Source organism: Kitasatospora sp. NPDC038210 (genome assembly GCF_055600605.1).
The window spans coordinates 463,414-477,200 of record NZ_JBVJYK010000003.1 but is presented as its reverse complement, the minus strand read 5'-3'; the positions used below and the strand labels follow the sequence as shown (position 1 = coordinate 477,200).

Here is a 13,787-nt window from a genome sequence, read left to right as displayed (position 1 = left end):
TGACGACCTCCGGGAGGTCGCCACCACCGGCCGGGTGTGTGAGGGGAGTCACCGCTTGGCGGCCGGGAGGAAGCCGATCCGGTCGTACACCGTCTCCAGCGTCGCCGACGCCACGTCGCGGGCCTTCTCGGCGCCGATCGCCAGCACCCGGTCCAGCTCGGCCGGGTCGTCCAGGAAGGTGCGGGTGCGCTCCTGGAACGGGGTGACCCACTCGGTGAACAGCTCGGCCAGCTCGGTCTTCAGGGCGCCGTACATCTTGCCCTCGAAGTGCGCGACCAGCTGCTCGACGGACTGCCCGCTGAGCGCGGAGTGGATGCGCAGCAGGTTGGAGACGCCCGGCTTCTCCTCCTCGTCGTAGGACACGACGGTGCCGGTGTCGGTGACGGCGCTCTTGAACTTCTTGGCGCTGACCTTCGGGTCGTCCAGCAGGCTCACCAGGCCCTTGGGCGAGGAGGCCGACTTGCTCATCTTGACGGCCGGGTCCTGGAGGTCCTGGATCTTCGCCGTCTCCTTGAGGATGTACGGCTTCGGCACCGTGAAGGTCGGGCTGTAGCGGGTGTTGAAGCGGTCGGCGATGTCGCGGGTGATCTCCACGTGCTGGCGCTGGTCCTCGCCCACCGGCACGGCGTCGGCCTGGTAGAGCAGGATGTCCGCGATCTGCAGGATCGGGTAGGTGAACAGGCCGACGGTGGTGCTCTCGGAGCCGTAGCGGGAGGACTTGTCCTTGAACTGGGTCATCCGCGAGGCCTCGCCGAAGCCGGTGAGGCAGTTCATCACCCAGGCGAGCTGCGCGTGTTCGGGCACGTGCGACTGGACGAAGAGCGTGCAGTGGTCCGGGTCCAGGCCCGCGCCGAGCAGCTGGGCGGCGGAGATCCGGGTGTTCTCGCGCAGCGTCGCCGGGTCCTGCGGCACCGTGATCGCGTGCAGGTCGACGACCATGTAGAAGGCGTCGTTGTCCTTCTGCAGGTCGACCCACTGGCGCACCGCGCCCAGGTAGTTGCCGAGGTGGAACGAGCCGGAGGTGGGCTGGATGCCGGAGAGCACCCGGGGACGCTCCTTGACCGGACCGGTGACCGCTGCGTTGACCATGCGGGCCATTCTTCCAGTTCCACCGGTCGCTCAGGAAACGTCCGCCCCCGGAGGTTCGGCCAGTGTGACGGCACTCACCCTCACCCGGGCGATCCGCCGGCCCTCGACCTTGGCCACCGTCAGCAGCACCCCGCCGCCGCCGTCCAGCGGGACGCGCACCTGGTCGCCGTCCCGGGGCAGCCGGCCGAGCGAGGCGACCAGACAGCCGGCCACCGTCTCGTAGGGACCCTCGGGCAGGGTGACGCCGGTCTCCTCGGCGAAGTCCCCGAGGTTGAGCAGGCCGTCCAGCTCCATGCCGCCGCCGGCCAGCCGACGGGTGGGGGCGGACTCCGGCCGGTCGTACTCGTCGCGGATCTCGCCGATCACCTCCTCGACCAGGTCCTCCAGGGTGACGATCCCGGCGGTGCCGCCGTACTCGTCCACCACGATGGCCAGGTGGTGGCCCTCGCGGCGCATCTCGCCCATCGCCTCCAGCACCCGCTTGGTGCCGGGCAGCAGTTTCACCGGGCGCGCCAGGTCGCGGACCTTGGCGGCCTGTCCGCCGCGCGCGCCGTACAGGTCGCGGACGTGGACGAAGCCGACCACCGCGTCGGCGCTGCCCTCGACCACCGGGTAGCGCGAGTGCGGGGAGGTGTCGGCCTGGTGCCGCACGGCGGCCAGCGGGCGTTCGGCGTCCAGGAAGGTCACCTCGGTGCGAGGGACCATCACCTCGCGCAGCTGGCGCTCGCCGGCGGCGAACACGTCGGCGATCAACGCCCGCTCGTCGCTGCCCAGTTCGGTGTTGGCGGCGACCAGGCCGCGCAGCTCCTCGGAGCTCATCGAGCCGCGCCCGGCCGTCGGGTCGCCGCCGAGCAGGCGGACCATCAGGTTGGTGGAGTGGCCCAGCAGCCAGATCACCGGGCGCAGCACGACCGACATCACGTCCACCACCGGGGCGGCGGTCACCGCGATGGACTCGGCGCGCTGCAGGCCGATCCGCTTGGGGGTCAGCTCGCCGAGCACCAGCGAGACGTAGCTGATCACCAGGGTGAGGCCGACCAGGGCGACCGCGTCGGCCACGCCCTCGGACAGGCCCGCCCGGACGAACACCGGGGCGAGCTTGCCCGCCAGGGTGTCCGCGCCGAATGCGGCGGACAGGAAGCCCATGCAGGTCACCCCGACCTGGACGGCGGCCAGGAAGCGGTTGGGGTCGGCGGCCAGGTGCGCGGCCCGGGCCGAGCGCCGGGTGCCGTGCGCCTCCAGCGTCCGGATCTGGCCCTCGCGCAGCGAGATCAGCGAGATCTCGGCGACGTTGAAGAGCCCGCCCAGCAGGATGAAGACGAGGACGAGCGCGGCGTCCCCGAGGGTTTCGTTCACAGCGGGCCAGTGTAGGGCGGCCGGTGCGGGGCCCCGAGGCCGGACACGGCGGCGGCCCGCCGCTTCCCCGGGGGGAAGCGGCGGGCCGCCGGTGCTGCGGTGCGGGCGGGCTCAGATGAGGCCCAGCTCCTGGACCGCGTCGCGCTCCTCGGTCAGCTCCTGGACCGAGGCGTCGATGCGGGCGCGCGAGAAGTCGGAGATCTCCAGGCCCTGGACGATCTCGAACTTGCCGTCCTTGGTGGTGACCGGGAAGGAGGAGATCAGGCCGGCCGGGACGCCGTAGGAGCCGTCGGAGACGACACCCATGGAGGTCCAGTCGCCCTCGGCGGTGCCGTTGACCCAGGTGTGGACGTGGTCGATGGCGGCGTTGGCGGCCGAGGCGGCCGAGGAGGCGCCGCGGGCGTCGATGATGGCGGCGCCGCGCTTGGCGACGGTCGGGATGAAGTCGTTCTCCAGCCAGGCCAGGTCGCTGCCGACGGCCTCGAAGGCCGGCTTGCCGGCGATCTCGGCCTGGAAGACGTCCGGGTACTGGGTCGCCGAGTGGTTGCCCCAGATGGTGACGCGCTTGATGTCGGTGACCAGGGCGCCGGTCTTGGCGGACAGCTGGCCGACGGCGCGGTTGTGGTCCAGGCGGGTCATCGCGGTGAAGCGCTCGGCCGGGACGTCCGGGGCGTTGCGCTGGGCGATCAGGGCGTTGGTGTTGGCCGGGTTGCCGACGACCAGGACCTTGATGTCGTCCGCGGCGTGGTCGTTGATGGCCTTGCCCTGCGGGCCGAAGATGCCGCCGTTGGCCTGCAGCAGGTCGCCGCGCTCCATGCCGGCGGTGCGCGGACGGGCGCCGACCAGCAGCGCGACGTTGGCGCCGTCGAAGGCCTCGTTCGGGTTGTCGGTGATCTTGATGTCGCGCAGCAGCGGGAACGCGCAGTCGACGAGCTCCATGGCGGTGCCCTCGGCGGCCTTCAGGCCCTGCGGGATCTCCAGGAGGCGCAGGTTCACCGGCACGTCGGCACCGAGCAGGTGGCCCGAGGCGATGCGGAAGAGCAGCGCGTAGCCGATCTGGCCGGCGGCTCCGGTGATGGTGACGTTGACGGGGGTGCGGGTCATTTCTACCTTCTCCAGCAAATCGCCAGGTGCCCCAGGCACACCGGCGCACTGGAGCCGAGGATGGTCTCTCGACATCGAGAGACCGGCGTCAGGTTATCGCAAAGGGAAGCGTACGCCGCGTGTGCGGGCGTGGCTGATGCGTCACAGACGCACCGCGGCCCCCGCCCCGCCCCGGGAGTCCGGGAGGTGGGGCGGGGGCCGCGGCGGGCCGGACCGGCCGGCGCCCTGGCCGGTCGGTGCCGCCGGTCAGTGCTTGGGCCGGCCCATCAGCTGGCCGATGTTGTCGAGCAGCGGGATCTGCACCCACGGGTTCGGCTGGGCGACCAGGGTCAGCAGCACGATCGAGGCGCCCAGGAAGGTCAGCACGATCACGTCGGTGAAGCGGCTGCGCACCGCCAGCATCCCGACCTCGGGCAGCACCAGGCGCAGCACCGCGCCGAGCAGCACGCCGCCGCCGAGGATCAGCAGCCCGTACTTGAAGCCGTCCTTGAAGTCGGCGAACCAGGTGACCGCGAGGCCGGCGCCGACCACCAGCAGGACCAGCGTTATCGGCCACTGCCGGACCGGCAGGGCGTGCTCGCGTCCGAGGGCCGCGGCCGAGCCCTCGGGCGGCAGGGTGCCGGTGGTCTTCACCGGCCTGTGCCGGGACCGCGCCGGTCGCGGATCAGTCATGTTCGCCGTCCCTGGGGTGTCAGATGCCGGCGCGGCGCTCGGCCGCCTCGACGATGTTGTTGAGCAGCATCGCGCGGGTCATCGGGCCCACGCCGCCGGGGTTCGGGGAGATCCAGCCGGCCACCTCGGCCACGCCCGGGTGGACGTCACCGACGATCTTGCCCTCGCTGCGGCTGACGCCCACGTCCAGCACCGCGGCGCCCGGCTTGACGTCCTCCGGCTTGACCAGGTGCGGCACGCCGGCGGCGGCCACGATGATGTCGGCCTTGCGCAGGTGGGCGCTCAGGTCCCGGGTGCCGGTGTGGCACAGGGTCACCGTGGCGTTCTCGGAGCGGCGGGTCAGCAGCAGGCCGATCGAACGGCCGACCGTGATGCCGCGGCCGACCACGACCACCTCGGCGCCGTTGATCTCGACGTCGTGGCGGCGCAGCAGCTCGACGATGCCCAGCGGGGTGCAGGGCAGCGGGCCGTCGATGCCCAGGGCGAGCCGGCCCAGCGAGGTCGGGTGCAGGCCGTCGGCGTCCTTGTCCGGGTCCATCAGCTCCAGGACCGGGTTCTGGTCCAGGCCCTTGGGCAGCGGCAGCTGGACGATGTAGCCGGTGCAGGACGGGTCGGCGTTGAGCTCGCGGACGACGTTCTCCACGTCCTCCTGGGAGGCGGTGGCGGGCAGCTCGCGCTGGATCGACGCGATGCCGACCTCGGCGCAGTCCTTGTGCTTCCCGTTCACGTACCAGCGGCTGCCCGGGTCGTCGCCGACCAGGACGGTGCCGAGGCCGGGCGTGACGCCCTTCGCCTTGAGGGCCGCCACGCGGGCGGCGAGTTCGGACTTGATCGCGGCGGCGGTGGCCTTGCCATCGAGAATCTGGGCAGTCATGACCCCATTCTCCCGGATCGCGGCAGGGTGCCGTACCACGGGCGGCCGGGTGCCGCGGCGGCGGCCGGTCGGACGGCCGGACGGGTACGGAACGTCCGTACCGCATTGCGGTTGCGCCACAGTCTCGACCCGGCGCCGGAACCGGCTGGACAGGGCGCTGCCGTCCGGATGACGATGTTGCCCGCATACCCTGCCGCAACCAGGCCCGGTGACGGGCCGACGGATACCGCGGCGGGGCGTATCCGGGGGAAAGAGCCAGTGATCCGACCACAGCAGTCCGAGCAGCCCGACCGCCGCAGCGCCGCGTCCGCCGCACTGCGCCCGTCCCGGTCCGCGCTCGCCCGTTCATCACGCTGCTGAGCCGGTCGTACCGCCCGCCACCGCCGCCGGGCTGTCACCGCGCCCCGATACCGTCCCGTGCTGTCGCCGACCCGACTCGCGACCGCACCAGGGGCCTCCGCCGTCCCGTCCCCGCGTCCCCGTAACTGCCCGGAGGCATCGATGAGTTACCCGCCCGACCCGAACAACCCGTACGGCCAGCCGCCGGCCGCCCCGGGCTACGGCTACCCGCAGCAGGCCCCGCCGGCCGCGTACGGCTACCCGCAGCAGCCCCCGGCCTACGGCTACGCGCCGGTGGCGCCGCCGCGCTCCATGCCGGGCCTGGTGATGACCGCCCGCGTCCTGCTGTTCGTCGTGGGCGGCGTGCAGGTCCTCCTCACGGGTCTGCTGCTGATCGTGGCCGCGAGCGCCAAGACGGTCGCCAACCAGCACAGCACCAGCAGCGACACCGCGATCTTCGGCAACGCGGCCGCGGGCGTGCTGCTGGTCCTCGGGATCCTGTACCTGCTCGCCTCGGTGCTCTCGATCACGCTCGGGGTGAAGTTCGGCAAGGGCGGCCCGGCCACCCGGATCACCACCATCGTGTACGGCTCGGTCGCCCTGCTGCTCGGCGCGCTCGTGACGATCAGCGCGATCACCGGGAGCACCCAGGCCCAGGCCGCGGGCAGCGGCTTCGGCGTGGTGGTCGGCGTGCTGTGGATCGGGATCTGCGTGCTGTGGATCGTCGCCATGAGCACCCGGGAGGGCGTCGACTGGTTCAACCGGCCGCGGTACTGACCGGCCCGTAGGAACCCCGCCCGAAGCGCATGACAGAGCGGCCCGGCCCCCCGAGGGGACCGGGCCGCTCTGTCATGCCGTCACGTCATCAGTGGAAGAAGTGCCGCGCACCGGTGAAGTACATGGTCACGCCGGCCTCGGCGGCCGCCGCGACGACCTCCTCGTCGCGGATCGAACCACCGGGCTGGACGATGGCCCTGACCCCGGCGGCGATCAGGATCGCCGGGCCGTCCGCGAACGGGAAGAAGGCGTCCGAAGCCGCGTACGCGCCCTTGGCCCGCTCGCCGGCCCGCTCGACCGCGAGCTTGCAGGAGTCGACCCGGTTGACCTGGCCCATGCCGACGCCGACCGAGGCGCCGTCCTTGGCCAGCAGGATCGCGTTGGACTTGACGGCCCGGCAGGCCCGCCAGGCGAAGGCCAGCTCGGCCAGCTCGGCCTCCGACAGCGCCTCACCGGTGGCGAGCGTCCAGTTCGCCGGGTCGTCGCCCTCGGCGTGCACCCGGTCGGCGTCCTGCAGCAGCACGCCACCGGAGATCGGGCGGACCTCCTGGCGGTTGGCCGGGGCCTCGGGGGCGAGCAGCACCCGCAGGTTCTTCTTGCGGGTCAGCACCTCCAGGGCGCCGTCCTCGTAGCCGGGGGCCACGACGACCTCGGTGAAGATCGGGGCGATCTGCTCGGCCAGCTCGACGGTGACCGGGCGGTTGACCGCGATGACGCCGCCGTACGCGGAGACCGGGTCGCACTCGTGCGCCTTGCGGTGCGCCTCGGCGACGTCGGCGCCGGTCCCGATGCCGCACGGGTTGGCGTGCTTGATGATCGCCACGGCCGGCTCGGCGTGGTCGTAGGCGGCACGGCGCGCGGCGTCGGTGTCGACGAAGTTGTTGTACGACATCTCCTTGCCGTGCAGCTGCTGCGCGCCGGCCAGGCCGCCGGTGCCGTCGCTGTACAGCGCGGCACCCTGGTGCGGGTTCTCGCCGTAGCGCAGCACGTTCTGCCGCTCCCAGGTCGAGCCCAGGAACTCGGGGAAGTGCTCGTCGCTCGGCGCGTAGCCGGCCTCGAACCAGGAGGCGACGGCCACGTCGTAGGCGGCGGTGTGGGCGAACGCGGCACCGGCCAGGCGCTTGCGGGTGGCCAGGTCGAAGCCGCCCTCGCGGACGGCCGTCAGCACGTCCTCGTAGCGGGCCGGGTCGACCACGACGGCCACCGAGGGGTGGTTCTTGGCGGCGGCGCGGACCATGCTCGGGCCGCCGATGTCGATCTGCTCGACGCACTCGTCCGGGGTGGCGCCGGAGGCGACGGTGGCCTTGAACGGGTAGAGGTTCACCACGACCAGGTCGAACGGCTCGACGCCCAGCTCGGCCAGCTGCGCGCGGTGCGACTCCAGGCGCAGGTCGGCCAGCACACCGGCGTGCACGCGGGGGTGGAGCGTCTTCACACGCCCGTCCAGGCACTCCGGGAAGCCGGTCAGCTCGGAGACCTCGGTCACCGGGACACCGGCGGCGGCGATCCGGCCGGCGGTGGAGCCGGTGGAGACGATGGCGACCCCGGCGGCGTGCAGGCCCTGGGCCAGCTCCTCCAGACCGGTCTTGTCGTACACGCTGATCAGCGCGCGACGGATCGGACGGACGTTCTCCGAAACGGGCGTGGTGGTGGAGCTGGCACTCATGCCGGGATCCATACCTTTCGGTCCTCGATGCGGTGACCCTCGCGGGCCAGCCGGCCCACGACGTCGACGAGCAGCTTGCGCTCGACAGTCTTGATGCGCTCGTGCAGCGCGTCGCCGCCATCGGCGTGGTCGGCGTCGACGACCTCGACGACGCCCTGCGCGATGATCGGCCCGGTGTCCACGCCGGCGTCGACCAGGTGGACGGTGCAGCCGGTGACCTTCACGCCGTACGCGAGCGCGTCGGTGACGCCGTGGGCGCCGGGGAAGGCGGGCAGCAGTGCGGGATGGGTGTTGACGATCCGCCCGGCGAAGGCGGCGATGAACTCGGGGCCGAGGATCTTCATGAATCCGGCCGTGACCACCAGGTCCGGCTCGTACTCGGCGACGGAGGCGGTCAGCGCGCGGTCCCAGGCGGCCCGGTCCGGGAAGTCCTTCACCCGGTGGACGAAGGTCGGCAGGCCCGCCTTCGCGGCGCGCTCCAGGCCGACGATCCCGTCCCGGTCCGCCCCGACGGCGAGGACCTCGGCGCCGTAGGCCGGGTCCGCGACGGCGTCCAGCAGCGCCTGCAGGTTGGTTCCGGAGCCGGAGACCAGCACCACCAGGCGAGCCGGTCCGGGCGTACGGGGCGGGAAGTGCTGGGCGGGGGCGGCGGCCACTGCGCGATTCTCCGTAGGTCGGGCGCCGTGCGCTGGTACGTCCACCGGCGGTGGGGCCACTACGAACGGCAGGTCGAGCGAGGGGGAACACCAGGAAAACCCGCCGCGACGCGGGCCCCGGGAACCGATGTGAGCTGCTGACCGTCACCACGATAACGGCTGGTCGGACGGCCTCCGAACCCTCCCGGCGGCGCTACGCGCGTAGTTGAGACGGGGATCTCCTCGGGCCCGCCGCACCGGAGTTGTGCCCGGCCCGGCGGGGGGCCGACCGGGCCCGGGCACCGGCCCGCCGGTCGGTCGGCGAACGGCTGCGGGATCATTGGGGGGCGCGGGAGACCGCGCCGACCGCGCCGACCGCGGGACCGCGACGACCGCGGGCCCCGGCCCGGCTCCCGCCGAGCTCCGGCCGAGCTCCGACCGACAAGGATTGGCTGAACCCATGAGCAGCGGCGACGACACCGACGAGCGCAACCCCTTCGCGCCGCCGCCGGCGGACGCCCCGGACCAGCCGTGGCAGCCGCGCAGCCCCTGGACCGGCGGGGACGGCTCCGGCGGCCAGGGTGGCGAGCGCCCGCAGCTCCCGCCGCCGTGGGGCTCCGGCCAGGGCGAGGGCGGGCCCGGTCGGCGGCCCCCGGCCCCGCAGCCGCCCCGGCTCGACCCCACGAACCCGGCCCACCGCCGGGCCCGCAACGCCGCGCTGGCCGGGCCGTTCGCGCTGGTCTGCCTGTTCACGGGGTTCCACTGGGTCGCCCTGCTGGTCGGGGTGCTCGGCATCGTCTGGGGCGTCGCCGCCCTGCGGAGCCCGCGGCCCGCCCCGGGCGCGGCCGGTGCGCCGGCGGGTCCGGTCACCACCGCGAGCCCGGTCGGCCCGGCCCGCGGGGGCCCGGCGCCGAACCCGCTCGTCCCGGCCGCGCTCGCCGGGATCCTGACCGGTGCGATGACCGTCGTGGTCGCCACCTCGGTGATCGGCCTCAACTACCACTACCGCGCGTACGTCACCTGCGTCCGCGACTCGCTGACCTCCGTCGGAGCCCAGAACTGCGACCGCTACGCGCCGCAGTGGTACGTGGACTTCACCGGGAACGCCGAGTAGCCCGGGCGGCCCGCCCGCGCGACGGTCCGTCAGTCGAGCGGGTCCGCCTCAGGCTCCGCGGGCTCGCGGGCGGGCCCTGACAGGTGCAGCACGAGGGCGTACGTACGGGCGCGCAGTCGCAGTGCGCCCCGGTGTGCCTGCCGTGCGAGCCTCGCGTACGCGCCCCCGCCGTCCGCGGGGGCGAGCACCAGGTGCCGGACGAGCAGGGCGCCCGGGACGGCCACCAGCGCGAACCAGCCCGCCGCCGCCAGGCCCGTCGACCACGGCACCGGGCCCAGCCGGGCCATCCGCCCGCCTGCCAGCGCCCCGCCGGACAGCCAGCCCAGCAGCGCCGCCCCCGCCCCCACCACCAGGGCCGCCGCCAGGGCGGCCGTCACCGTCGCGGCGGGCGGCCAGGGCCCGGCGCGCTCCTCGTCCCCTCCGGTCGCCCCGGCCGGGCCCCGCCGGCCCGCCGCCGCCCGGCCGAGCAGCACCGCCGGCACCACCCCGGCCAGCAGCGGCAGCACCAGCGCCGCCCACCGCCAGCCGCCCGGGCCGTCGGCCGGCAGCAGCGCGAACAGCGGGAACTCCGGCACCGGTCCCAGCGCCGTACCGTCCGGCGACACCACCGTCCCGGCGCCCACCGCGAACCCGGGGCCCAGCGCGTACGCCGCGCCCCACAGCACCGCGTTCGGCAGCAGCACCAGCGCGAGCAGCGACAACCCCAGCAGCGCGACGGGCCCTCGCCCCAGCAGCGCCATCCCGCGGCCGCCGCCCGTCGCCGCGTCCAGCACCGCCGACAGGGCCACCAGCACCCCGCCCGCGGCGACCAGCCCGGCCCCGGCCGCCAGCGCCGCGGCACGCACCACCGCCGCGCCGCCGGCCGGACGGCACGGCCGCGGGAGGCGGTCCAGCGGGGAGCCGGCGAACGGGCCGCCACCCGCGTCGACCGAGCGGACCCCGGCAGCCGTCGCGAGGGCCGCCACCAGCGCGACCACCAGGACGTCCGGCACCACCCTGCTGCGGAACAGCCCGGCGCCCGCACCGTGCAGCGCGACCGCGACCGCCACCGCGCAGTAGCCCGCCCACAGGGCCACCGGCCCGCCCCAGCGCGAGCGCAGTCCGCGCCGGGCCGCCACTGCGGCGCCGGCGCGGTGGAGCCGGACCACGGCCAGGACGCCCAGCAGCAGCGGAGTGACGGTCAGTGGGGTGCCCGCCTCCCCGCGCAGCACCGGCGCGCCGTGCCCGAGCAGCCAGAGGATCCCCGCCAACCGGGTGGCAGCGGCGGCGCCGTCGTCCGCGTACGGCGTCACCACCCACAGCCCGAACACCGGCACCCCGACCACCGCCAAGCCGACCAGCGCCGTCCGCACCCCCGCCAACAGGTCGGCCAGCGCGGGGCGTCCGCCCAATTCTCCCGGCGCCTCCAGGATCGGACGGCCCATCAGCTGCGTCATGCGCCACATCGTGCCAAGGCGACTCGCCATGCTCCGTGAAGCGGCAAACCGCCGCCGTGTCCCAGATTATTGGCTTATGCGCATTTTCAGACCCTGCCCCCGCACCGTCGGCACCCCGGCCCGGAGTGTCTGATGACCACGCCGCCGACCGCGGACTCCCCCACCCCCGGGCGCCACCGCGACTCCGCCCGCGCCGACCACGCCCCGGCGCGCCTACTGCGGAAACTGACTCCCCGTGAGGCCCAGACCCTCGCCCACCTCGCCGCCGGCCACGACCTCCCCCGCACCGCCGCCTCCCTCGGCGTCACCCCCACCACCGCCCGCAGCTACCTCCTGCGCGCCATGCGGAAGCTCGGCGCCTCCAGCGAGGCCGAGGCCGTCACCCTCGCCGCGGGCTCCCTGCCGTACGTCCCGCCCCCGGGCCCGGCGAACTTCGCCGGTCTCACCCCGTCCTCCCTCGGCCCCGTCTCCTCCAACGGCCGGCCGACCGCCTACGGCGCAGCCGCACCGACGGCCGCGCAGGCGTCGGTGCGCCCCGACGCCGTGGGCGCCCCGGACGGGCTCCCGGTCTCCGGGAGCGACGGCGGACGCGGCGCCGGACGCGGCGGCAACACCCGCGTGGCGCCGGCCGGGCCGACGGCGGCGCACTCGCCCGCGACCCCCCGGGCCGCGACCCCTTCGGTCCCGGACCGGGAGGAGGCGCCCGCGGGCGACGAGCGGGGCCCGGCCACCGGCGCCCGACGCGGCCGGTCGGCGCAGCGAGCCCGGCAGGAGCGCGGAGACACGGCGCACACGCCCGCGCGCGGGCGTCCGGCCGCCCGTCCCGACCGCGCCACCCCGCCGAACCGCCCCGACACCGCTCCGGCAGCCGACGAGGGGCCGCGCACCAGCGCCGTCAGCGGCCCGGCACCGTCGGCCGCCGCACGGCGAGGACGACGGGGCGGTACGGCACCGGTCGTCGCGACTGCGGTACCGGTCGTCGCGAAGGAGACCGCACCGGCCGAGATGGCGGCACACGGGAGAAGCGGTGCCGCGAACGAGGACGGACCGCGACCGGCCGACGTCGGCCGCGCGCAGCAGGCCCGGCCGCCCCGGGAGGAGCGCGACGGCACGGCCGAAGCTCCCGCTCCGGAGCGCCGGCGACCCCCCTCCGCCGACCGCACCGCCCCCTCGGGCGCCGTCCCGGACCGCGAGGAGCCGACGGGGACTCCCCGGGCCGCCACGGCCGCAACCGGCCGACCGCCCGCGTCCTCCGCCGACGGGCCGGACCGGGCGGGCTCCGTGCACCCGGCGAGGCGCGGCGACGTGGCAGCAGAGGTCCGGGCTTCCACCACGGCGGAGGAACCGCAGCGCCCCTCCGGCGGCGGGCGCGCGCAGCCGGGTCCGGACACGCCCCCGCCCGCCGCGGCCGGGCGTGACCAGGCGCGCCCGGCGGGCCCGGAAGCGGGCGCGGCGAGCGGCGAGCAGCCTCCCGCGGGCACGGACGGGCGCGGCGGGCCGGCGCACACGGCCCCGGCCGCAGCAACCGCACCGGTCGCGGACGGCAGCACCCGGCCACCCGAGCGGCACCGCGACCCGTCGCCCGCCGCCCCGTCGGCCGCACCGCTCCCCGCCGATCTCCCGGCGCCGACCTTCGAGGAGCTGTACGAATCGGCGCACACCCGCCTGGTGCAGCAGGCGTTCCTGCTGACCGCCTGCCGCCACCGCGCGGTGCACTGTGTGCGGCGGGCGTTCGGGGAGGCGCGGCGCAGGTGGCCCGCGGTGGCCGGATCGGGTGATCCGGAGGGGTGGGTGCGGCTGCGGGCGTTCGAGCTGGCGCTGTCGCCGTGGCACCGGGGCGGGCCGCGGCGGGCGCACGCGTGGAGCCTTCCGCACCGGCGGATCAAGGTGCGGCCGGCGGACGAGTCGCAGGCGGTCCTGCCGGACCACGACCGGCTGACCGACCGGGACCGCGCGTTGCTGAAGGCCCTCAAGCGCCTGTCGCGGCCGCAGCGCCGGGCGCTGGTGCTGCACGACGGCCTGGGGCTGACGGCGGCGGCCATCGCCGTGGAGGTGGAGTCGACGCAGGCGGCCGCCGAGGGGCGGGTGTGGACGGCCCGGACGGCGCTGGCGCTGTGGGTGCCGGACCTGGTGGGCCCGGATCCGGCGGCGCCGGGGTTCGCGGACGGGCTGAGCCGGCTGCTGCACCGGGCGGCGGTCCGGGGTTGCCCTCAGCCGCACCGCTCGCCGATCCCGGTGCTGCGGGCCCGGCACCGGTTGTGGACGGCGAGCCGGACGGGCGCGGCGGCGCTGCTGACGGTGGCGGTGGGCGGGGCGACGCTGGCGACCCTGGCGGGGGTGCGGCCTGCGGAGCTGTTCCGGCCGTCGGATCCGCCGACGCCCTCGCTGTGCCTGCCGGTCGGCGAGGCGCAGGAGCCGGGCGTGCCGGTGCTGCCGGGCGGGGCGCCGAACGGGATCAGCAGCCTGTGGTGCAGCCCGGCGCCGGGGCTGGAGGCGGTGCTGGTGGAGCCGCACACCCAGGCGGTCGCGCGCTGGGAGCTCCCGGCGGCGGCCCGGGGAGCGGACGCCCCGCCGCCGCGGGGTCCGGCGGCCTGCCGGATGTGGTCGCCGCTGCCCTGCACGACGGGACCGACGGGTCACTGAGGGACAGGCCCCCGAGAGACGGGCCGCCGAGAACGGCGAGCGCCCCCGCCCGGGGAGGGCAGGGGCGCTCGCCGCGCTTCGG

At 75.3% G+C, this 13,787-nt stretch carries 11 protein-coding genes; 3 read left to right on the top strand and 8 right to left on the bottom strand.

What is annotated here, in order from left to right:
- Positions 1-48: 48 nt before the first annotated feature.
- The 5 genes from trpS to ACZ7KX_RS08645 form a co-directional block, all read right to left on the bottom strand.
- Complete coding sequence (gene trpS, locus ACZ7KX_RS08665) at positions 49-1,089, bottom strand: tryptophan--tRNA ligase (protein WP_350519976.1); 1,041 nt, start codon at positions 1,087-1,089, stop codon at positions 49-51.
- Positions 1,090-1,119: 30 nt separating this feature from the next.
- Complete coding sequence (locus ACZ7KX_RS08660) at positions 1,120-2,445, bottom strand: hemolysin family protein (protein WP_470325861.1); 1,326 nt, start codon at positions 2,443-2,445, stop codon at positions 1,120-1,122.
- A 111-nt stretch (positions 2,446-2,556) separates the two neighbouring features.
- Positions 2,557-3,549 carry a malate dehydrogenase gene (locus ACZ7KX_RS08655; RefSeq protein WP_470325860.1) on the bottom strand — a complete coding sequence of 331 codons (993 nt, stop codon included), beginning with the start codon at positions 3,547-3,549 and terminating at the stop codon, positions 2,557-2,559.
- Between the two features lie 246 nt (positions 3,550-3,795).
- Positions 3,796-4,221 carry a DUF3017 domain-containing protein gene (locus ACZ7KX_RS08650; RefSeq protein WP_470325859.1) on the bottom strand — a complete coding sequence of 142 codons (426 nt, stop codon included), beginning with the start codon at positions 4,219-4,221 and terminating at the stop codon, positions 3,796-3,798.
- Positions 4,222-4,240: 19 nt separating this feature from the next.
- Positions 4,241-5,095 (bottom strand): bifunctional methylenetetrahydrofolate dehydrogenase/methenyltetrahydrofolate cyclohydrolase, encoded by an 855-nt coding sequence (locus ACZ7KX_RS08645; protein ID WP_350519972.1) that lies wholly within the window; start codon positions 5,093-5,095, stop codon positions 4,241-4,243.
- A 501-nt stretch (positions 5,096-5,596) separates the two neighbouring features.
- On the opposite strand from ACZ7KX_RS08645, the gene ACZ7KX_RS08640 reads away from it, so the two are divergent.
- The gene (locus ACZ7KX_RS08640) at positions 5,597-6,211 is read left to right on the top strand and encodes a hypothetical protein (protein ID WP_350519971.1); all 615 of its coding nucleotides are present in this window, start codon (positions 5,597-5,599) and stop codon (positions 6,209-6,211) included.
- A gap of 88 nt (positions 6,212-6,299) precedes the next feature.
- Here ACZ7KX_RS08640 and purH read toward each other — a convergent pair whose 3' ends face one another.
- Positions 6,300-7,877 (bottom strand): bifunctional phosphoribosylaminoimidazolecarboxamide formyltransferase/IMP cyclohydrolase, encoded by a 1,578-nt coding sequence (purH, locus tag ACZ7KX_RS08635; protein ID WP_470325858.1) that lies wholly within the window; start codon positions 7,875-7,877, stop codon positions 6,300-6,302.
- A complete protein-coding gene (purN, locus tag ACZ7KX_RS08630; RefSeq protein ID WP_470325857.1) occupies positions 7,874-8,533 on the bottom strand; it encodes a phosphoribosylglycinamide formyltransferase in 660 nt (219 codons plus the stop codon). Before purN ends, purH begins: the two co-directional genes overlap by 4 nt.
- Positions 8,534-8,972: 439 nt before the next feature.
- On the opposite strand from purN, the gene ACZ7KX_RS08625 reads away from it, so the two are divergent.
- Positions 8,973-9,626, top strand: a complete 654-nt coding sequence (locus ACZ7KX_RS08625) for a hypothetical protein (protein ID WP_470325856.1) — start codon at positions 8,973-8,975, stop codon at positions 9,624-9,626.
- A 29-nt stretch (positions 9,627-9,655) separates the two neighbouring features.
- Here the strand turns inward: ACZ7KX_RS08625 and ACZ7KX_RS08620 are convergent, their stop codons facing one another.
- Entirely contained in the window at positions 9,656-11,062 is a 1,407-nt protein-coding gene (locus ACZ7KX_RS08620) for a cell division protein PerM (RefSeq protein WP_470325855.1), read from the bottom strand.
- A gap of 132 nt (positions 11,063-11,194) precedes the next feature.
- Between ACZ7KX_RS08620 and ACZ7KX_RS08615 the strand changes: the two genes are divergently transcribed.
- Positions 11,195-13,705, top strand: coding sequence for a LuxR C-terminal-related transcriptional regulator (locus ACZ7KX_RS08615; protein WP_470325854.1), 2,511 nt, complete (start codon positions 11,195-11,197; stop codon positions 13,703-13,705).
- Positions 13,706-13,787 lie beyond the last annotated feature (82 nt).